Origin of the sequence: Acinetobacter sp. Swhac1, assembly GCF_013390985.1 — a bacterium.
In the GTDB taxonomy this organism is placed as follows: domain Bacteria; phylum Pseudomonadota; class Gammaproteobacteria; order Pseudomonadales; family Moraxellaceae; genus Acinetobacter; species Acinetobacter towneri.
Genome location: NZ_JACASN010000036.1, coordinates 1 through 21,144, shown reverse-complemented (window position 1 = coordinate 21,144; position 21,144 = coordinate 1). Strand labels below are relative to the sequence as shown.

The window sequence follows — 21,144 nt, the reverse complement described above, 5'->3', positions numbered from 1 at the left end:
AGTACCAGCGTACGGCCCACAGAATGATGTCACGCTGAAAATGCCGGCCTTTGAATGGGTTCATGTGCAGCTCCATCAGCAAAAGGGGATGATAAGTTTATCACCACCGACTATTTGCAACAGTGCCATAAATAGCAGCTTTAAGATTACCCTACAGCAAATATACAGTAAACATTTTTGACGGTATTTAAAGGTAGTATTGCAATCACCAGATAAAAAATATACTAGTATCCTGATGATAGCCGTCAAAGTACGATCTCTAGCAGATCATGGATCCTGGTATAGCGCGTGAATTGAGCTAAGTTTTAGAATGAGAGCAATATGGGTTTTAGATTTCGTAAAAGTATTAAATTATTCCCGGGTTTTAAAATTAATCTGACCCATAAAGGCATCAGCAGTGCCAGCATTGGCAAACCCGGTGCTTCTTTAAATATTGGTAAAAAAGGCACCCGAACCAGCGTGGGCATTCCCGGAACAGGACTTTCTTATTCCAAGCATCATCCTCATACAAACAGGCCGAATACTCCACAGAACGCCTCTGAGCAACCACCGCCATTGAATAACCCAGGTATGCAGACATCCAGATCAACTGTCTGGCTCTGGATCGCTTTTGGGGTGTTGTGTTTTATTGTTGGAGCAATCGTCTTTTAGAGGCTTTACAATGATGTTTGATTTTTATCATGGAATCATTTGAAGTGTCAGCAGTAGGCCTGAAGAAACACCAAAATTGATGCTGAGTACGATATTGGTTAGGTGTTCAACTTACTTCTAATCTTTGAATATTAAGTTTAATCATTTTTTCAGTGAGCTTAAAGTTACCTTCTTTCCATCCTGCGATCACTGCTTGATTCATAGCATCTGAACTCACAGTGGTCCAATCGATCGTATAACCTAACTTAAATAGTATCTGGCCTAGCATGAAACGTTGTGAGCGACCATTACCTTCTCTAAATGGATGAATATAATTTAAAACAACAAAAAATCTGGCTAAAAAACTACAGACCAAATCTATATTTTCTTTATTATTAATCAAATGGTTAAAGTTATTATTGAGGCATGAAAACAGCAGATCTGATAAAGGAGCTATGCTATTGTAACGGAGAAAGATACATTCACCTTTATAGGTATTCACGCGTCTTAATTGGCCAGCCCATGGGTAGACATCCATAAATAATTGATGATGTATATTTTGTAAGTGCTGTAAATCAAAATTGCCTAGAAAAACAGAGATATTTTCCTGTAACCTTGTATTTTGTAAGGCACTTAGCGCTTTCTCTGCCTCATTCAGGTCTTTGGTATTAGAAATACCAAGATTGTTGATCAAAACACCATTTTCATCACAGAATGGATCATCATAAAAATCTTCTTCCGTCAGATAATAATGTAGTGCATCATCAAAAAACATTTTTATCGTACACGGTACATTTCAACGAGTGTATTTCTGGCTTGTTCAAATGTCTTAGAACCCGTCACATAGTCATTAATTGCTTGTAAGCCTTTATTATCTACAACCAAATTATCTACGGCAAATGAAGCTTTTACGATTTTAAAGGCTTCAGTACGGCTATTTCTCATACCAATAACTTTTTTCATAAAATTCTCGCTTCAAATGGATCATGCAGACTCTAAGGATATAACATTTTCATTGAGAAAAAAGAAGTTCCTATGAAGTTTTCACAATTATCTTAATAATTCACCTTGAATATAAAAATCCAAATTCTGTCTTTTTGATTATTTTCTATGTCATGTTATGTCATTGCTACTACGACTTATTTGCCACATAAATTGGGTGAAAAGTAAATGGAATTACTATGTTAACTAGAGTGGAACTCATTTTTGTGGTGCTGATGGTGTCAGGCTTAATCTTGATTGCTTATGAAATGCTAAAAGGTTTATTCTAGGGCATCTACACATGATTTTTGATCAAAAAAATACCCATAGAGGGAATCTATGGGCAAAACTAAGGATCTTGACGATCATTCAGAAACTACAGCTAGCTTCTAACTATGATTCTGCATTAGACTTCTTGCGTTAGTCAAATTTTAAGCAGCCAAAAGCTATATTTTATGAGGCTTTAGCCAATTCAAAAATTAGATAAAACTATACTTTCGCAAGAGGTCTACTGAATTAAAAAAACCACATTGGCAAAATAGATCAAAAGTTAAATCATGTGATTTATCATTAATTAACACACTTGAGAACACAAAAACATAGCCCTGCTGATTAATACAATAACTCACCAAACAAATCCGCTCTGATCTCTTCTAAGCTGAGATCTGATTTCATTCTATTACAGATTGGATGAACCAGCAGACCATTCTCTAGCACCCCTTGCCCACCAACGGCTTTGGCAATTTTATGATCCGATTCAGTAGAATCAAGATAGATTAATCCATCACAAATGAGGCAAAAGTTATGATTACCCACCAGAAAATTGTGCTTAAGTAAACTTTTGGTTAATGCTGAAAAGGATTTGGGCTTTGAGCGCGAGATTGGACTAATCGACTCCACATATCCCACCACATGCTTCACGACCGTATCATCATAATTCCCCAAAAATCTTTCAACATAAAACTCATTAAAGTTTATGTATTTGAAGGCCTTAGACATGGACAGAATAAATGTATTCAGGCATTCCTCATCATCAAAATCAACCTCCATTTCCAAACTTAAGCAAATAAAGGCTTTATAGACAATTTGTAGCCGATCATAGCCCTTGATACCACTGCCGAACTTGCCGACCGTTTCGGTGGTCGCCACGGGGAAATTGGCGATCAAGAACTCAATACTACGGCGTACCCGGGTGAAGTCCTTGAAACTAATCGTTCGATGATGAATCTGCATGCGACTTTCATGAATTTCAAACACAATTGAAAACCATGCTAGAAAGGAAGTAATTTGAAAACGCTGGTCCTTATAAAAATATAAGAACGGATGTAAGCCCAAACTCGGAACCCCAGTATTTTTTACAGGAGTGGCCATTCTGCAAAGGGCCGTAAACAGATGTGACATGATCTTTTCAACGCGTTCACCCTGATTCAGGCTCATGATATTATGAATCCGATCACCCGCGATGATATTCATGAGCTCATTGACCAAGCCAATTTTTTTGCCATGACTCATTTCAGTATCTAATAAGATGGTAGAGAAAAGCAGCTGATGGATCCTCTCCCCCAACTCGATGAGCGCATTTAAACGTGTATATTGAAGCTCTTCTAAATTGGATTTATTGTCATTGATATAACAACAAGCATAGATCGCATAATATGCATCACTTCCCCGACTTCTTAGATGATATTCCTCATATTTATCCAGGCGTTTAGTATCTGAGTTAATCGATTGGAATACGCGTCGTGCATCTTCTGGAGTACCAAGCACTTGCCGGAAACTGATTTTAATATCGTCTAATTTAGATTTTTGTTCTGCAAATTTAGGATCAATACAAATTTTTTGGAAGTCAGCCAGATCCCCTAAATGATTTCGCAGGTCACGAATATCTTCTTTTTGTTGATCGCTAAAATTAGGCGCTTGAGTGGCTTGTTCATCTGCAAAATATCTCTTGACCCACGCATAAATACTCGAAAGACGATGCGCCCCATCGATAATATAGATGTTGCCGTGTATATCTTTCCAATACAAGATACACAAATTGATATTTTGATCTTCTGTGCAATTCCCAATAAAGTTTGCAATTTCCCGCACACTCCAACATTCAGTAGAACGCTGGTTATCCGCTTTAAATAAACATTTGATGATGGCATGCTTTTCAAAATCAGTCAGTGCAACTTCAAAATTGTCTCGTTGCATTGATGGTGACATTTCTTCTGGCAACATGACTTTACGCTGAATGATATTCGTCAGTAATCGAGTTTGGCCCATTTTTTGTTTTCTCCAGGCAGCACTTCTCTATATTCGCTCAAATACGAAATTTGAAAGTGCATATCGTTCAATTTGGTTAAAGCGATGAATTAAATGACCGTCAATATCCGGTCAGCGCTAACAAAAGAAACGTAAGAGAAATGGGGATTTGAGATAATGAAATCTTCATGCTGAGTACCTGTAGTTTAGATTTTACTATCTACAACCATCTTTTTCCACGAGATGGAGGTAGACCAAACAGGGGTGGAAATACCGCACTACAGAAGACGGCCAGTCATCGACTGCCCTGCCTGGCCTACCATAATGGCAAGCTAAGCATAATAAGCACAAAAAAACCGCTTAAAGCAGTTTTAATGCTTCTGTAGTAATTTTCAGGTTTCCACGCCTGATTACAGATTTTACTGTAATGTAATTATCATATTTGTATCTTTTTCTTTGGTCAAACCAAATTAGACTTTTTTTAATCATTAATTCTATGAAAGGACCTCAATAAATTAAAATATTGAGCATTATTAAAACAAAAAATCAAATTCGCGGATTCCCAGGCCTTTGCTTGGCAAATCAGATTTTGACAAAGCAAAGGCCTGGGCCCCTTTTGAACCACTTATTAAGCTTAGGCTATTTTTAGAATATTTATGATTAGCAGTTTTAACTAAAGGCTAGAATAAGGAATTTTCATTTATGAGCATTAACTCATCAAAACAGATTAATTCAACTTAAATACAGTTTCTATCTTCAGCAATGTATAAAATTGATTAAAAATTATCAACATAATATGAAAAAACGTACTTTTTATTTGGTTAAAAAACCAAAAAAATCAACCCAAAATAGAGGGTTACATTATTTAAAACTGATTCTCCAATTAATTTAAAACAACACTCAATTTCATATTAAATCGCTTTTAATTTATTATTTTATTAACAACAAAAGGTATTATTTATATCAATAATATTTCAATTAATTTTAACGTAGCGTGATTATTGTCTTGCGTCTCAACAATGCTGTTTTTTAGGCTAAAAAACACTCAAAAAGCCTAAAACCCGGGGTTGGATTTTCACCCTTAATTACCCAGTTTTTGAGCGATAAAAACTCACTTTTCTGCAAAAATATGCTAAAAAAAACTAAGCTGTAAAATCAACAAAAATATCCATCTGATTTCAATGTGTTTTTTTTGATGAATTTCCGTTGATATCGTCAACCTCTGATAGAACCTCTAGGCACTCTTTCATCTTGTAAAAGACGCTTTGCAACAGCATCTTTTGAATAAAATTATTATCTTTTTTATTCCATATTTTATATTTTTTTATTTTCACCTCGCCCTTTTTTACATTATTAAATTCACCCGTATTATATTCATCCCATTCAAAATTATCTGAATATTTTAAAAAATTATCTGAATCTTTTGAATAAATTTTATTAATAAAATCTAAGAATCTTTGATAGTCAATCAAGTCATTTTCAGATGATGCCTTAAAATTCAAAATAGGACGATCTTTTTCAAGTGAAATTTTATTTTCTAAACAATAAAAAAAATGTTTAAGATCATTCTGGGTTACATTTTTATTTAAGTTAAAAGGTTTCTCAATCTCATAGTGATTAGACCATGTCACCATTTTCTTCCAAGTAAAACCGATAAGATCCTCATGATTAGCATCATTTTTGACGTGACTTGTATAGAGAGAAAACGGCTGGCTGATCGATTGAATGAATTTCAATACTTCAGGATCGATCGTTGCTTTTTCTTTTTTTTCCCGCCACTTCCGGTATTCGTCTAGAAACGTTTCACGGTATAAAAATACGTCCTGTTGTTGAGGCTGCTTCTGCTTTTTCTTGCTCTTTAATGCAGCAGTTTGAGAATTATTTTCTGTGTGTGAATGAATCTTCTTCATCAATTTTAAAATATCTGTTTCATTCGACTGAAATTTAACCTTGAAATCGCGATGCATCAACTGACTATCGCCTAATAATGCCTTGATCAATTGAGGTGAATATTCACGGTTTGCTTGATAAAACATGTCAGCAATCAGGATATTCAGATGATGCAGATAATGTCTTGCAGTGATCCGAATGTCTTCATGCCCCATCAGATGCGCAAGTCGAGACCAGGCTTGGGCACTACGCGATGAAGCATCCTTCATATTGGGTAAAATGTGCTTTTTAAGCTTACGCCCAAACTCGGAATCATAGTCAGTAAAACAACGTACCAGTGCTATGCTGCCTTTTAAAAGGATAGCCAAATGTGAAGCGGTACTATGCCTGAAAGCGTGAAAGGTATATTGATGATCGTTTGTCCCTAATACAGTATTAAACAGCAACTGGGTAATTTTTGATAAATTTGTACTGGATAAAGGTTGTTCACCCAGCATAAAGAGCTGTTTGATTTTTCTATTGCAGACTGCTGCAGTCGCTTTAGAGCCAGGTAACTGGTTTTGATAAAAGCGACAAAATCCTGTGAACTCGTCCGGTGCTAAAAAATAAGCTAAATCAAACTGACGCGTGGCATTATCACTTTTCAGATCACGCTCAGAATTTAGACGAATCCTAAGGGTGAGATCATCAATATCACCCATTGTTTTTCTCATTTTATGGTGAGATCGATCGTCTTTCTGCTGATCTAAAGCGGATTCAAACACATAATAGAGCTGTCGATTGTCAGGATGTTTTCGTAACTGCGGAGATACAAAATCATCGATACAGATCCCGGCAGCTTCATCAATACGCAAGCCCAGTCTAAATGCCAATGTATAGACCCATTCTAGACAGGTTGCATCCTGCTCAGTCAGACCCAAAGCTTCTGGGTATTCTCTAAGAATCCGTATCATCAATTGAAACATCTGCGGACTAATGAGTCTGGTTTTTAAAAATAAACCGTCACTTTGACGTTCATATAAATATTGCACAATCGGTGCACGATGATTCTTGACTAAGTATTGGTGAAAGGCTTTCAGCCGATCAAAGGCATAACCCGAGGTATTGTATTTTTTATTGTTGTTGGTTTGTGCGGTCGTTTTATGATTTTTCTGATCATTCAGCAGTTTTTCTTCAACAATCGTGCGATACATTTCCTCAAACTGCTCTTCAGTGGCTGTATCTAGATTGATCTGCTGTTCTAGAACATAACAAAGTAGGTCAAGCACAAAACTACTATAGTAACGCTTGATTGTTGAGACTTTAATCGCTGCTTTCCCATGATAAGCAAATTCGTTTTCTAACCACTGACACACGCGTAAATGTGCAATAGCCACTACATAATCTAGGTACTCGCCATTTCCAGCCTCATACGCAGATTTATAGTCCTCAGATTTTTGGATGCTTTCTTGGAGTTGATCCGCAAGCTGTTTGGGTTTGATATCCTGATGAAAAGATAAAAGCCAGGATTTCAGCTCATGACGTTGACCGGTTCGTCGATCATGAAATGTTTTGACTGTAACTGTAGGCATCTCCAAGTCTAAGACTTGAGGCTTTTTTTCAAGATTTTTGATTCTAGCTTGAATAGTTTTCCAGCAATCGGGTTGATCATAGAGCTGTGTATACTGCTCATAGATTAAAGGCGAAGTGATGATCTGATTGTTCAGTACACTGGTACTTAAAACATCCAGATTAGGAATCTCTTGCCACAAGACATAATCCATATGCTTAAAAATGGCAAAACCGGTCTTTTCCAAGCCTTTTAAAAATAGCTTCACGTGATTAAGCTGTGTAAATGGCTGCTGATCCTCACGTGCTTTTCTAGAGTCCCCCTCCTCCGCCATATTCAGTACAATGTTTAAATGGATTTTAAGTTTTTCTAGCAGTAAGGCTTCAGGCTGATTCCCCGTTTCAATTTCACTCTGTTCTTTTTCCCAGCACAGCAATGGCGAAGTGCTTTGTAATTGATGCCCTTGCGATCTATTGATTAGCTCCTGAATCCGTCGATAACATAGCATCACAAAGGCATTGAAATAGATATGCTGAGTTTGCCATAACTCCGTCTCTTCTTCGCCATCCTGACGATAGATGTTGCCATACTTTGTCGAGGGCAACGTGTATGAAAAGACATAAGCTTTTTGAACCTTTTCGTCACCTGAATAGATCGGAAGCAAGCCACTATCCAGGTTCATATGAAAAATCGCATCATGAATGGCTATCAGTCGTTCAGGTTGCATGCATCCCTGATCAAAAATTAATGAAATACACAGACATTCAAACAAGGTATTCACTAATTTTTGTTGCTCTTTAGCCGTAGAGTATAAGAAGATACCTTGAGTTTGTTGTTTGAGATAATCCGCCCAATTCACATACAGTTTTTCTTTTACCTCGACGAGCATAGTACCCTGCTGTAACTTTCGTCCTGAAAAAACGTTGTCTAGACGTTTAGGTGTGTAGACTATCCAATCGGGCAACTTAATCTCATAGCTCTCGGCATAGGAAGGGTAATCCTTTTGCCACTGCTGGTTTTTCTCGTTACAAATCCGTTTCACTTGTTTAAAACAGAATTGAAGGTAATCTGCAGCATTGCCCTTAAATTTGGATATTTGGCAGAGCTGCTCTAAAACTGCTCTATAGAGAGTAAACTTGTCCAGAATTTGCTGATCAAGCCACTTAAAATCAATTTGAGCAAGGTCAGAATTTACATCTGTGTATGTAGCAGTGATCAGCTGAGAAATTTCCTTAAAAATGTCACCGATTTCTCTTTTAATGGCATTTTCTAATTGCGTAACAAGTGATGTATCAAGCACAAGATGGTCCTTTAAAGCACTTCAAGCTTTGCGATTTCTAGTTTGTTGAGCAAGCTTTTAACTTGTTGCTGAATGTCGTGTTTGTAGAGATAAGGGCTTAATCCAGAAATGTGACTGAATCCCATGCTCTGCTTATCATGGGTATATAGCGTATTGTGAATGTCACCACTCAGGGCGAGATGATTTTTAGTGAAATGCCTTGGCCAGTTTTTATAAATCTGTACAGTCTCTTTAAGGTAATTCGTGACAAAATCAGCAGACATGGGCTGTAACTCCAAATGCTCCACGACTTCAGCAAGATTCACCTGACCTTTTTGGGACTTGATCCGAGGATGTGAGATGACATAGAGCATAAAACCATCGTTTTCCAATTGCGCTTGCAAACTTTTTATCCCGAGTGATTCGATGGTTTTCGTCAGATATTTTCGATATGCATTGAAATGATCCTGCCAGTAGCCTGTAACAGGAACAGGACGTCCTACTTTTCGTGAATCAGTTTTTTTATCATGCACGTAAAGCAGTTGTGCCTTAGGATCATAATGTTTCAGTAACCCCGGCATGCCGACTATTGGACGCACCGTCAGGCAGATTAAGGAAAGATGCCACATCCAAATGCTGTAAGCATTCAGCTTCTCGATCAGATTCGCTTGAGTATTGGCTAATGTGTTTTTGACAAAATGATAAAGCTGATTAAAAAATTTACTCGCGGCCTCTACAGTCCAGCATCGCTGACTGCCGATACGTTCCTCACGATGAAAAATATGACCAGGGTGTTCATCCTCAATCCATGGTTCACCTTTTCTACGGTCTAATAGAACATTAATATAGCCTTGAAAATGCTGGTCGATTTGATCGATCTGACGCCCTTCATAGTTCCATTGCACGATATGACGGCTATCTCTGTTGGCCAGCAAGTGTGCGACCAGGTTATCATCCGTCTCCATATCCATATAAAAATAGATTTGCCGCTCTAACATACCACAGGTGATTTCGCCAATTGCATGCTCTTTAAAAATTTCCCGCAAAAAATTATTGTACTCAATCACACAAAATTCAGGTTCCTCTAAAGCCTCTAAACTGGTGATCCAGGGTGCTGGCATGCGCCATTCCAGGGTTAAGGCCCGATTATAACGCTGTGCTTTATCTTGCATGGCACCGGAATGATTGGCATTCAACTTAGGATCGATCACCCAATAATAATGGATGACTTTTTTGACTGATTTTTTTTTAATTCTACCAATATCAATCAAATACTTGATCTTTTGAAAGACCGTTGGACTCAGACCGGTCAAGAGACACATCAGACCACACACAGCTAAAGCCGATTGATATGCATCATTTCTCTTATTTTCTTGATAACACTTCTGCAATCGCTGATATACCTCAGTTAATAAACTGGGTTTCAGATAAAGCGGATTAGTTTTACAGGCTAAGTCACGTCGCTGAATTCTCTTAGCTTGCTTTTCGAGCTGTTTCTGTTTGTCATCAGAGAAACTCCCCTTCACCCGCTTGGCGATCTCATCCTGTTCAGGATCGACAAGATTGGCCTCTGTATCCTGTCCAGTATCCTCATTCTCTACATCCAACGATGATGTGCCTGAATCAGATTTATAGGTCATGCCCTTTTTAATATCGTTAATTAAAGCCTGAACATTAATTACTGTTGAATTTAATCTACTATTGGCAATCTCGTTGAAAACAATAATAAATTGTTGAATATAACGGCCAAGATTAAGCTGTTCAAAATCATTTTTTATTGTTTTACGCTCTAAAAGAATTTTTAACTCGTTGGCATCAAATTCATCCATAGCTTGGAGTTTGCGTGTAACTTTTTTATACAACAGTTTATTTTTCTCAGTATTCGATAACTGCTTTTGCAAAAGAAGTTTTAAATTATAAGATACTGTGTTGATTTTATTGTTGTTTTTACAATTATTTAGAATAACCTGTTTTTCATCCTTTTCATCCTTTTCATCCTTTTCATCCCTTGTAATCTGAGGCTCTAACAAGATGATTTCCTTCAGTATTTCACACAAGGCTGCAGTACAAAGATAGGAATAGATGAATACTGCTTTTTGTTGGTCGCTTAGTTCTCCTATAGATGCACTTTTAGCCCATTGCGTTAACCCTGCTAATAATTTCTGTTGTGTCACTATCCGATTATTTTTAATCACCACATGTATTTTGTGAGCAGCAGCATACAGTTCCTGTGCCTGCTGATCTTGCGCCAAGAGCTGAGTCAAAATTTGTTTTTTTACACTCAGGGGTTGATTGACCCATTCTTCCAATAGTTTAATTTGCTTGTCAGCTGACAATTCATCAGTTTGGCTCATAAAGCTACCATAATTTTTCAGGGTAAAAATTGATATTCAGGTTTCGTTCGAACTTGAGCTTCAAGTCTTTATTCAGGCCAAAGTATTTTTTATAAGTGTTTGCACTCAATTGAACACAACGCTGCGGATTTTTTCCCACCTTCATATACCGTGATAATGGCAAACCTAAGGTATCGGACAATTGAGTAAAAAAACATGTAAATAGAACAGCATGTACCTCTTTATGTTTGTGCTTTGGAACCTGTTCCAAATCTAAAGAAATTTTATGGATTAACCATTTTAGAATTTCAAATTCATCAACACCTTTATGGGATTTTTCACCCTTGTTAAGAATTCTTTTGATATAAGCATCCAGCTTGTTTTTAAGATTCAAGATAAAATGTCGAATAAAATCTGGTAAATCTAATATCAAAACTGCACTTAACTTGGTCAGGACTTCAAGTGATTTTTTTTGCATTTCCAATTTTTTTCTATCGTAACCATCTCAGCTGATACTGGCTGTATAAACTCAATACTGTTGAAATGGCTAATTTTTAAATTTACAACTTAGGCTCAACAGAATCTGTTAAGCCTAAAAAGGCAGATCATGAAGATAAAAATATTGTTGATTCTGATATGGATGAAATTTTAGATCCATCAGAAGATCAGTTACCGTTCTGGTAAGCATTTTTCCCTTTAACACTTTTTAATTCAATATGTATGATAAATAGCAGTACCCAATATTTAAAAAAATATTGGATACTCAATTATAAATTTCCACAGTGGAAATTTATAATTTTTATGGGTGGTCATCTAAACCGGCAAGAAATTCTTCTAACTTTTCAATCTTTTCTTGATTAAATTCAGCATTTAAACTGGTGCGAATATTTAGGACTGTTTTCCCATTGAGACTTTTCTCGATCTTAATCGAACCAAATTTAAGACCATTTTTATTTTTTAAGATCATTTTGTTTACTAGAGAGGCATTTTCGATGCTTTGATCTTGTTTTTTAGCTGTCTCTTGTACCGTTAGTGCTTTTTCTATTTGATAAATGAATTTTTTTGATGGACGATTTGTTTCTGTAAATTCATTTAGGTACTTTTTCCATATGGTTAACGTGGTATCTTCAACTAGTTGATGGTTAAACTTTAAAACCAGTTTATTTAATTCAGTTAACAATTGTTGTGCGGTTGCACCTGAAATCGCTTTGGGGTGGATTTTTAGATCTTCTTTTATATAGTTTGGCAGTTTATAAAAGCTCATTAATCTAAAGTATTTAGATTGATCTAATTGATATTTTTGAGTAATAAATTCTATATTTTGTATAGTATAACCAAACTCATCGCAGTGTTTTTGTATAGCATTGACTAATTCAAAATCACTAAGATTTGACCGATGTAAATTGTCAATCAATGAAATTAAAGCTGTCTTTTCTGTAGATTTATCATCTCGAATAATTGCACGAATAGTCTTATGTTTTAATACATCACGAACAGCTCGAAACCTTTTTTCTCCACCAACAAGCTCATATGTTTCTTCTTTTTTGATCACAACAATCGGATAAATTTGCCCATTCGTTTCAATACTTTTGGCAAGCTTTTCAACATCTTGTAAAACTTTGTCTGTAATAATGCGAGGTTGATGCTCTGAGAAGTCAATAAGCTCTATAGGTAGATCAACAATATTATTTTCAGTCGATGATACCAATGCAACTTTGCCTGTTCCTGCTGCATTAATAAATGCTTGTTCCATTTCAAAAGCATCATCAAAATCGACAATGAGTGGTTTTTTCGCCATTACAGGATCTCCACCAAAAATTCATTTAATTCATCTTTTGCTTTACTACTACCCATTTCTAATACTGATTTTCCTTCGATCATTGCATCGCGAAATTGTTTGCGATCACGCACAATGGTATTTAGTGTTTTCACAGACTTGACTTGTTGTAGCAACTCTAAAGCAGCATCAATTTCTGTAGATTTGGTATTGGTTGGTGCTTTATTTAAGACTACAAAAGTTTCTAATTTCTTATTTACTTGCTTAGCAGCATTTACCAATCTAAGCACAAATGGCAGCACTTCGATATCTGTTTGACTAGGTTGCGTTGGAATAATAAGAACATCTGCTATTAATAATGCTGAACGAAACTCAGCTGAATCACGTCCTGCAACATCCAATACAATATATTTATTATTATTTTTTAACTGTTGTAGTTCTTCTTTTAAATTATCTTTGAGCGAAATGGTTGTAATCGAGTCTTGTGTTCTACGTTTACTCCATTTTATAGAGGATTGTTGATCATCTCCATCTACAAGAATAGTCTGACCTTTTTTGCTCAGAGCAACAGCTAAATTGGTTGAGAGTGTGGTCTTTCCAACGCCACCTTTCTGATTGGCAATTACGTATATTGTCATGGATTAAATATATAAAAATTAAATTTATATTAGCATAATTTTAAAAATTAAAAAAATATTTTTAATTTTCCACAGTGGAAATTTAAAAAACTAAAAGCCTTTTTTTTCTTTTGTGTAGTCCCGGCATTTGATGGATCGGATCAATCTTAAAAAGTTCAGGTTCATCTATCCACTGTTTGCAGATGAATTCGTAGGGAGTCAGGCCCCTGAGTGTTTTGAGTCTGCGGTCGAAGTTGTATGTAGCAATAAAATCAGCAAGGTGAATGCATAGCTGAGTGTGATCGTCGTAAGGCTTTGTTGCACAAACCTATCTGTAAAGGGTTTTTCAGCGATATAATTTTCAAATGAAGAAGCCTACACACAAAATCTACCGCACAACCAATTGGCCCGCATATAACCGAGCACTCATGAGTCGCGGAAATATTGTCATTTGGTTTGATCCTGCTACGCAATGGTATGCTCCATCAAAAGGCAAACAAGGGCGAAATCAAACCTACTCCGACGCAGCTATCCAATGCTGCTTAATGATTAAATCCTTATTCCGTCTATCTTTACGTATGGTCACTGGCTTTGTGCAAAGTCTGATTAAACTTTGCGGATTAAATTGGACCGCACCAGATTACAGTACGCTTTGTAGAAGACAAAAGCATATTGATATTGCAATCAGCTACCAAAAAAGTAGCGATGGGCTGCATCTACTCGTAGACTCTACAGGCATGAAGTTTCTAGGTGAGGGCGAATGAAAACGCAAGAAACATGGAGCTGAATATCGTCGCCAATGGCGTAAACTACATATTGGTATAGATGCCAAAACCCTACAAATACGAGCAGTTCAGCTTACAACCAATAATGTCAGTGATTCACAGGTGCTTGGTGATTTACTTAATCAGATTCCACAAGATGAGCAGATTGACTCTGTTTATACCGATGGAGCTTATGACACCAAGCAATGCCGTGAGGTCATTGCAGATCGGCAAGCACATGCGGTGATTCCACCTAGAAAAAATGCGAAACCATGGAAAGATACAAAGAGTAGCTCGCTAGAGCGAAATGAATTACTTCGAACAGTTAAACGTTTAGGCAGGACACTATGGAAAAAATGGTCAGGCTATCATCGGCGAAGTTGGTTGAAACTAAGATGCATTGCATCAAATTATTAGGAGATAAACTCAGTGCAAGGAGTTTTGATAGCCAAGTGAATGAGATCCATGCACGTGTAGCAGTCCTTAACAGATTTACGGAATTAGGTCGACCACTTACCCAAGTTACGCCTTAAATTTGGCTCAATTAGGGGCGCTTTGCATTTCAAATCTTTGTGCAACAAAGCCAATTTAAACTAATTCTAACTGTTCGGCTTCTTCTGTAACTTCAATATCTTCAGCAGCAGAATTTTCAAATTCATCATTTAACCAACGCTGTAATAAACTACGCATTCTTGAGCTTGGTACATAAATATTGATTGGGTTACCTTCACGAATAGCAGAACGCCATATCCATTGGACCATCTCAGATAGAGCGAATACATCTTCCTTAACAGGGAATCCCTTCATAGCTGAAGCTTTAACAACCATTGGATTTGGATATAGGTTCATCAAGTAAGCTAAGTTGGTTTTGTCTTTGTATTCGTTAGTTGCCTTTGTATTGAAGGCTAACCATTCTTCTTTATAGCGTGATCCAGCAATTGCTGAATGTGCTTCTTTAAATGAAGTCCAAAGTCTATCTGACTTTTTCGCTTTAACATGGTTACGGAAATAGTTATCAAGATTTTTTGACAACTGCTCACATAAAGCTTTCTTATTTGATTTGAATTGGCTTGAACTCAATGCTGTAGTTTTAGTACCAATCTCATTAATAAACTTGTTATCTGAAATAGTGACTAAATGCTTAATTTGAGAAGGCTTGTTACCAAAACGGATCAGTTCATACTCAACGCCATACGATTTCAAATACGCTGACATTTGAGAGCCTTCAAACATATAAGTAGCAATCCAGACTTCTTTAAAAGATCTCAGTGTGTCGATACTCAATTCCCAAACAATCAGCTTCTGGTCCACATACAAGAGCTGACCGAGATCACACATTGTTGCTAGGTTTTCATATTTCGTACCCGTCGGGTCACCACCGTTATCACCATACTTTTCACGGTTGAAACGAAGAGTGACAGCATCATCATCAACATGAATCCAACCTAAACGGAAAAGAGCTTCTAACTCTGTAGATGAATGCTCTGTATATACATCATAGACTTGAATTGTTTCGTCAATAATCAGTACATAGTCTTTCGCATCATCCAACATATTTGGTGTTAGGTTCATAAAAAGCTGATGTGTACTGACTACGTTTTCTTTGTTCTTTAACAGGTATTGCAAGCTTTCAGCTTTATTTCCACCCTTATAGCTTGGATGCTTGAAACGTCTTTCCTTCAAAGGAGCATCATCTAAATATGCGTAATGAACGCTTGTATCGTCTTCTGTGGTAATTAAAGGACGTTTTAATACATCTTCAGGATCGTATGTTGTACCTGAAATACGATGGCATTCATCAAGTAATGGAGTGATGTAAAGAAAGTTCTGGTCTTTTTCTGCTGTTCTAATGTTTTCTATAATTTGAGTAGTCTTACCGCTACCCATCATTGCATCATAAACTTTAAACACTGTGCTTATTTTTCCTATTTGCACGTTTTATTATCCTCATTGCATATTGTTGTAATGGAAGACTGTTCTCCCCTCTTGAGACAGATTATATTACATCAAGACAGATAATGTCAATAACTTGTCTTGTGGATCTATTTTTGTCTTGAATTGCTTTATTTGTCTAGCTAAACACTTGTTTTGTTTTTAAATTTAAAACTGTGGATAAGTAAGACAGATTTCGGTCTTAATTGATCTTAGGTTTTATACGGCTTTCGCTGCAATTCGATACTCAAATTACAGTGAATTTATAAAGGAAAATTTAAAGGCTGTAGACAAAACCTTGTCTTAGACATTTTATAACTACTTGTTTTTAAAAATGAAAAAAGCAAAAACCTTAAAACAAAAATGTACGGATTCTAGGTACACATAAGCGCACACAGACATAGCACCTAAAGCCTATTTACTGACCGCCCTCTGTTCCTTCCATTACTGTAGCTATTGCATACAGTCGGTTGGTTGCTCAAACATTTACTTCAGCATAGCTTCGTTGTTACTCGCTATACTTCGTAAAGTTTCGAGCTGAGGTCCATTCTTTTATAACTCAATGTTTTCAACTGATTTTGAAGGAAGCTTAAAAAGTCTTATAAAATAAGGCTAGACAAAACCTTGTCTTGGGACTATCAAAAAAGTCAATCTTTTAGGGCTTTTTTTAACTTGAATCTTAAAGAAGAAATTATAAAAAAATACAGATAACTAATTAATAAATATTTAATTAATTTTTCAAATAAAGAAAAAGAATAGAGCGATATATCGAACTCCTTTCAGTCGTTCTCATATCTTCTTATAGAAAAATAGTTGTTCAACCTATAACAAGCTTCTTATTCATTTCCTTAACAGTCAATGAATAACAACCTTTAACAGTCAGATAATCAATCTTTAATCTGTATCCGTACCTTAACAGGCACGTATCCATATCAAACATTGAACTGACTGCCTACTAATCTGTTTTGTATGCTGTTTATTTTTCAATACTAATCAAATAGAATGAAGCTACAACTTTACATATAACTGTTTAATATGAAAAAGATAGTTTTAACTTTACTGTTGGCTTGTACTGGTACTATGGCTCAAGCTATTGAAGTGGATCATAATTACAAATTTAGTCTTTGTGCTGTAGCGGAGGATATAGCCAAAAGTTCTGTCGAAATACAAAAATATGAAGACATAGGAAAAGAAGAATTTAAGGTAGGTTATTTCAATACTTTAGAAACACAGTTAAACAAGCATTCCTTTTATAAAAACTATTATAAGCAACTAATTAATGCAGTTGTAGATGAGTTCTGGAACGTAAGAGATGAACAGTTAGCAAGTGATGTAGCTTTCCTTACGTGTATGACACTTGTAGAGGGAACTGATTTTAAAGACTACAAATACGAATAGCCTATGCAGAATAGGTATTCTTATTCCTAAAAGTTATAAGGATTGACAGTATAATAAAAATATGTTATATATGTATCTGTTTTCTATAACTAAAAATTATAAGCAAACAGAAAAACAATAAGAATAAAAACAACTTCAAATAAAAAGAGATACAACCATGTATTCAGTATTCATCATCACCAATAAAAAGAAATTCGTATTAGCAACATATCAAGACTTCAGTCCTGAGCTATCAGATCAAACAAAGCTACAGCTTATTCTAAATGGACCTACTGTTCCTGTAACTGTATTTGAACAGTACTTCAAAGCTCCTGAAGACTTTGAAATTAAAACTTTTAAAAGCGGTATCGACAATGCTTTAGAAGCAAGCCTAGAAGTCAACAACATTAATCTGGTACAAGCCAATAAGAAAGCAACAGCAGATGCACGTGTACCTGTATTACCAAAAACAAGAAAGCCACGTACTAAGAAGACAACAAATGAAGATCAAGGGCTGTAAGCGTCAAGCCTTCCTAGATCAAGCTATACTGAATGGCGGTCAACCAATCTTCTACCTAATCAAATGCTGGAATAAGGAAGTGAACCGTACCGGGTTTGTCGGAGACTCAATATTCTGAGAGACTATTCCGATGAAAAAACCAACCTATACCCCCGAAATTAGAGAAAGAGCGGTTCAATTACTAATTGAATCTGAAAAAGATTATCCTTCTACTTGGGCTGCAATCACAGCAATTGCGCCTAAGATTGGTTGTACTCCTGAAACACTTCGTGCCTGGCATCAAAAGCATTTAGATCAGCAAAATCCTATTAAAGTACAACAGATATCTGATCAAGAAAAAATGAAGCAAATGGAACGTGAAATTAAAGAATTAAAGCGTGCCAATGAAATTCTACGTAAAGCAGCCGCTTTTTTCGCCCAGGCGGAGCTCGACCGCCCACACAAATAATGGTGGATTTCATCCATAACAATAAAGACTTATATGGTGTTGATGCGATTTGTAGGATTTTACCGATCGCAGCTTCAACTTATTACCGAACTTTAGATCTCGCTGACAATCCAGAACATCGAGCGAAACGAGATCTACATTATAAGCATCATGCTGAACAAATTAAACGAATTTGGAAGGAAAGTTCAGGTCGATATGGTGTACGTAAAGTTTGGCAACAATTGAAACGTGAGGGTTATGTTATTGCACGTTGTACAGTTGCTCGATTGATGCAGAAGCTAGATATACAAGGTGTTTGGCGTGGTAAGAACAAACAAACTACCCGCAACCGAGATGATCAAAAACGAGCAGATGATTTAGTGAAACGTAATTTTAGTGCTGATCGACCTGACCAATTATGGGTCAGTGACTTTACGTATATTCAAACTCATTCAGGCTGGGTCTATACCGCCTTTATTATTGATGTGTTCTCACGAGCAATTGTTGGATGGAAAGTATCTACACGGATGAATACAGATATGGTGCTCGATGCACTTGAGCAAGCATTGCACGATCGAGGCATGCCAAAGAATGTGATTCATCATTCCGACAGGGGTGTGCAATATCTTTCGATTCGCTATACCAATCGTTTAGAAGCAGCAAATTTACGAGCATCAGTCGATACAACTGGTGATTCATACGATAATGCTTTGGCTGAAACGGTGAATGGCTTATACAAAACAGAGGTGATTGAATATTTAAAAGCAGATTGGCAAGGTTTAGCAGATGTACAACTTGCGACACTAAACTGGGTAGATTGGTTCAATAAAAAGCGTGTACACAGTGCACTAGGTTATGTGTCGCCTTTTGAGTTTGAAGCAATGTACTATGATAAGATTAACCCGTTAGGTCAGGTGGCTTAACTTAAATAAAAAAGTCTCCGACAAAACCGGTACGGTTCATGATTTTCATAGTGGTTTCCTTTGGTTTGGATTTGCATTAATCGGTTATCCCAAAACACCGCCGAAGGCGGCACTAACTATTCTTCCTCTTGGTTTGACCTCTACGTTGACATAAGTAAAGGTCTGCTCAAAGGAACATCATTTGATGATTCACATCAACCATTCATCGTAATTTCATTGTCTTCGATTAAGCTCATCCCCTATCATTTGATTATGTTACATATTCAATTGTTGGGGAGTGAATTGTATGGTTGGACAACGTGGAGGTAGTCGAGATGGTGCAGGTAGAAAGCCTCTATATGATGAACCTACTAAGGTCATTCGTGTGCCTGAGTCTAGAATTCTTGAAATAAAGAATTACCTAACAGGATCAAATAAAGCCAAGTTCAATGATGTAGCATCTATAACCCTAGTGAATCCAAGCTCTGTAATGAGTATTCCTTTGGCTTCAGAAAAGGTTGCTGCTGGCTTCCCTTCTCCTGCCCAGGATTATGTCGACAAAACATTAGACATGAATGAACACCTCATCAAAAATGAAGCAGCAACATTCGTTGTGAGAGTCGCTTCACTTTCCATGAGGGATGCAGGTATTGAGATTGATGACGAACTGATTGTAGACCGTAGCATTGAAGCCAAGCATGAAGACATCGTGATTGCACTGATCGACAATGAGTTCACTGTAAAACGCCTCATGATCGAAGGTGATGATAATCGTTGGCTTAAAGCAGAGAACCCTGAGTATTCCGACATTCATCTGCAAGATGGGCAGGAAATGCTAATTTGGGGTGTAGTGACTTTTGTCATCAAGCCATTCAGAAAGCGTTAGTAGCGTTCATCATTCTTCTTGGTTTCTTAACATGGAATGTAAAAACAAGATCTACGCTTTAGTAGACATCAATAACTGCTATGTCAGTTGTGAACGCATCTTTAACCCAAGCTTGAACAATAAGCCTGTCATTGTGCTATCCAACAATGATGGCTGTGCTGTAGCACGTTCCCAAGAAGCCAAAGACTTGGGCATCAAGATGGGTGTTCCTCTCTTTCAGATCAAGGACATCGTAGAGCAGCATCAGGTGCAGGTGCTATCGAGCAACTATGCATTGTATGCAGAGATGTCTCGCAGATTCATGAAAATCCTGTCCGATTTTGTATCTCCCAAAGAGCAGGAGATTTACTCAATTGATGAGTGCTTTCTGGATCTGACAGCTCATTCAGAGAATTACGACTTGACTGAATATGCCCATCAAATTCGTCAGCGTGTGTTTTCTTGGCTTGGTTTACCTGTATGTATTGGCATTGGCCGCTCAAAGACTGAAGCGAAACTAGCGAACCATATTGCCAAGAAGAACGCTTACTTCAATGGTGTTTGCAACTTGGTTTCAATGGATCCATGCTCTGCTGAAACTCTGCATCAAGCCATAGATGTTGGTGAAATCTGGGGCGTAGGCCGAAAGCATTCCAAGAAGCTCAACAGCCTGGGGATTCATTCAGTTATGGATTTTGTCTTGACTTCCCCTGTGATGATCAGGGACCAATTTTCTGTAGTGATGCACAGAACCTTATTGGAACTCCATGGAATTGCTTGCATTGAACTGGAACATACGCCACCAGCCAAGAAGCAAATTATTGCGAGTCGCTCTTTTGGTCAACGCATCTACCATATTGATGATCTCAAGGAGGCTATGTCGCTATATGTCATGGATGCGGTTAGCAGACTGAGAGATGATAATCTGTTGTGTGGTTGTCTGATTGGTTTCGTACAATCAAACCCATTTGATAGCTCAAAGCCCTTCTACAACAAGTCTTTATCCTTGGCTTTACCAGAACCTACCGACAACTTATTGCTGCTATCTAAACTC

The 21,144-nt window shown here is 36.9% G+C and carries 16 protein-coding genes, 2 pseudogenes and 1 other annotated feature; of the genes and pseudogenes, 8 read left to right on the top strand and 10 right to left on the bottom strand.

Annotated features, from left to right (window positions below):
• Positions 1–181, top strand: a 181-nt coding sequence (locus HX743_RS16615) for a hypothetical protein (protein ID WP_348637036.1), incomplete at its 5' end; no start/stop codon positions are given.
• Positions 182–321: 140 nt separating this feature from the next.
• Positions 322–651, top strand: coding sequence for a DUF4236 domain-containing protein (locus HX743_RS14165; RefSeq protein WP_031974808.1), 330 nt, complete (start codon positions 322–324; stop codon positions 649–651).
• A gap of 106 nt (positions 652–757) precedes the next feature.
• On the opposite strand, the gene HX743_RS14160 is transcribed toward HX743_RS14165, so the two are convergent.
• The 9 genes and pseudogenes from HX743_RS14160 to HX743_RS14120 all read right to left on the bottom strand — a co-directional run.
• Entirely contained in the window at positions 758–1,405 is a 648-nt protein-coding gene (locus tag HX743_RS14160) for a Fic family protein (protein ID WP_000464611.1), read from the bottom strand.
• Between the two features lie 2 nt (positions 1,406–1,407).
• On the bottom strand, positions 1,408–1,593 hold the full coding sequence (locus HX743_RS14155; protein WP_000755725.1) for a hypothetical protein: 186 nt from the start codon (positions 1,591–1,593) through the stop codon (positions 1,408–1,410).
• A gap of 630 nt (positions 1,594–2,223) precedes the next feature.
• Positions 2,224–3,879 carry an HNH endonuclease signature motif containing protein gene (locus HX743_RS14150; RefSeq protein WP_031974807.1) on the bottom strand — a complete coding sequence of 552 codons (1,656 nt, stop codon included), beginning with the start codon at positions 3,877–3,879 and terminating at the stop codon, positions 2,224–2,226.
• Positions 3,880–5,036: 1,157 nt separating this feature from the next.
• Complete coding sequence (locus HX743_RS14145; protein WP_031974806.1) at positions 5,037–8,597, bottom strand: hypothetical protein; 3,561 nt, start codon at positions 8,595–8,597, stop codon at positions 5,037–5,039.
• An 11-nt stretch (positions 8,598–8,608) separates the two neighbouring features.
• On the bottom strand, positions 8,609–10,930 hold the full coding sequence (locus HX743_RS14140; RefSeq protein WP_178319531.1) for a hypothetical protein: 2,322 nt from the start codon (positions 10,928–10,930) through the stop codon (positions 8,609–8,611).
• Positions 10,931–10,934: 4 nt separating this feature from the next.
• Positions 10,935–11,387, bottom strand: coding sequence for a hypothetical protein (locus HX743_RS14135; protein ID WP_031974804.1), 453 nt, complete (start codon positions 11,385–11,387; stop codon positions 10,935–10,937).
• A gap of 321 nt (positions 11,388–11,708) precedes the next feature.
• Complete coding sequence (locus HX743_RS14130; RefSeq protein ID WP_001085468.1) at positions 11,709–12,707, bottom strand: ParB/RepB/Spo0J family partition protein; 999 nt, start codon at positions 12,705–12,707, stop codon at positions 11,709–11,711.
• Entirely contained in the window at positions 12,707–13,324 is a 618-nt protein-coding gene (locus HX743_RS14125) for an AAA family ATPase (RefSeq protein ID WP_000158575.1), read from the bottom strand. The genes HX743_RS14130 and HX743_RS14125 overlap by 1 nt, the downstream gene beginning before the upstream one ends.
• A gap of 82 nt (positions 13,325–13,406) precedes the next feature.
• Positions 13,407–13,613: pseudogene (locus HX743_RS14120) on the bottom strand (hypothetical protein); the annotation flags it as partial.
• 55 nt (positions 13,614–13,668) lie between these two features.
• Between HX743_RS14120 and HX743_RS14115 the strand changes: the two are divergent.
• A pseudogene (locus HX743_RS14115) lies at positions 13,669–14,600 on the top strand (IS5 family transposase).
• 55 nt (positions 14,601–14,655) lie between these two features.
• On the opposite strand, the gene HX743_RS14110 reads toward HX743_RS14115, so the two are convergent.
• Entirely contained in the window at positions 14,656–16,002 is a 1,347-nt protein-coding gene (locus HX743_RS14110) for a hypothetical protein (RefSeq protein WP_020753597.1), read from the bottom strand.
• 1,032 nt (positions 16,003–17,034) lie between these two features.
• Between HX743_RS14110 and HX743_RS14105 the strand changes: the two genes are divergently transcribed.
• The 5 genes from HX743_RS14105 to HX743_RS14085 all read left to right on the top strand — a co-directional run.
• A complete protein-coding gene (locus tag HX743_RS14105) occupies positions 17,035–17,397 on the top strand; it encodes a hypothetical protein (RefSeq protein WP_020753598.1) in 363 nt (120 codons plus the stop codon).
• A gap of 157 nt (positions 17,398–17,554) precedes the next feature.
• A complete protein-coding gene (locus HX743_RS14100) occupies positions 17,555–17,896 on the top strand; it encodes a hypothetical protein (RefSeq protein ID WP_020753599.1) in 342 nt (113 codons plus the stop codon).
• 130 nt (positions 17,897–18,026) lie between these two features.
• Positions 18,027–19,246 (top strand): IS3 family transposase gene (locus tag HX743_RS14095; protein WP_087513996.1). Its coding sequence is split into 2 segments (ribosomal slippage): positions 18,027–18,303 and positions 18,303–19,246, totalling 1,221 coding nucleotides; the frame shifts between segments, so codons are not numbered across the junction.
• Positions 18,302–18,418: a sequence feature (AL1L pseudoknot), on the top strand. (Overlaps the previous gene by 117 nt.)
• A 286-nt stretch (positions 19,247–19,532) precedes the next feature.
• A complete protein-coding gene (locus tag HX743_RS14090; RefSeq protein ID WP_020753601.1) occupies positions 19,533–20,111 on the top strand; it encodes a LexA family transcriptional regulator in 579 nt (192 codons plus the stop codon).
• A 31-nt stretch (positions 20,112–20,142) separates the two neighbouring features.
• Positions 20,143–21,144: Y-family DNA polymerase (locus HX743_RS14085; protein ID WP_178319530.1), on the top strand; the 1,002-nt coding region annotated here is incomplete at its 3' end.

Excerpts from the sequence above, each read along its gene's own strand:
- HX743_RS14100 (WP_020753599.1), top strand. The coding sequence starts at position 17,555 with ATGTATTCAGTATTCATCATCACCAATAAAAAGAAATTCGTATTAGCA.
- HX743_RS14150 (WP_031974807.1), bottom strand. The coding sequence starts at position 3,879 with ATGGGCCAAACTCGATTACTGACGAATATCATTCAGCGTAAAGTCATG.
- HX743_RS14160 (WP_000464611.1), bottom strand. The coding sequence starts at position 1,405 with ATGTTTTTTGATGATGCACTACATTATTATCTGACGGAAGAAGATTTT.
- HX743_RS14130 (WP_001085468.1), bottom strand. The coding sequence starts at position 12,707 with ATGGCGAAAAAACCACTCATTGTCGATTTTGATGATGCTTTTGAAATG.
- HX743_RS14155 (WP_000755725.1), bottom strand. The coding sequence starts at position 1,593 with ATGAAAAAAGTTATTGGTATGAGAAATAGCCGTACTGAAGCCTTTAAA.
- HX743_RS14135 (WP_031974804.1), bottom strand. The coding sequence starts at position 11,387 with ATGCAAAAAAAATCACTTGAAGTCCTGACCAAGTTAAGTGCAGTTTTG.
- HX743_RS14165 (WP_031974808.1), top strand. The coding sequence starts at position 322 with ATGGGTTTTAGATTTCGTAAAAGTATTAAATTATTCCCGGGTTTTAAA.
- HX743_RS14090 (WP_020753601.1), top strand. The coding sequence starts at position 19,533 with ATGGTTGGACAACGTGGAGGTAGTCGAGATGGTGCAGGTAGAAAGCCT.
- HX743_RS14140 (WP_178319531.1), bottom strand. The coding sequence starts at position 10,930 with ATGAGCCAAACTGATGAATTGTCAGCTGACAAGCAAATTAAACTATTG.
- HX743_RS14105 (WP_020753598.1), top strand. The coding sequence starts at position 17,035 with ATGAAAAAGATAGTTTTAACTTTACTGTTGGCTTGTACTGGTACTATG.
- HX743_RS14125 (WP_000158575.1), bottom strand. The coding sequence starts at position 13,324 with ATGACAATATACGTAATTGCCAATCAGAAAGGTGGCGTTGGAAAGACC.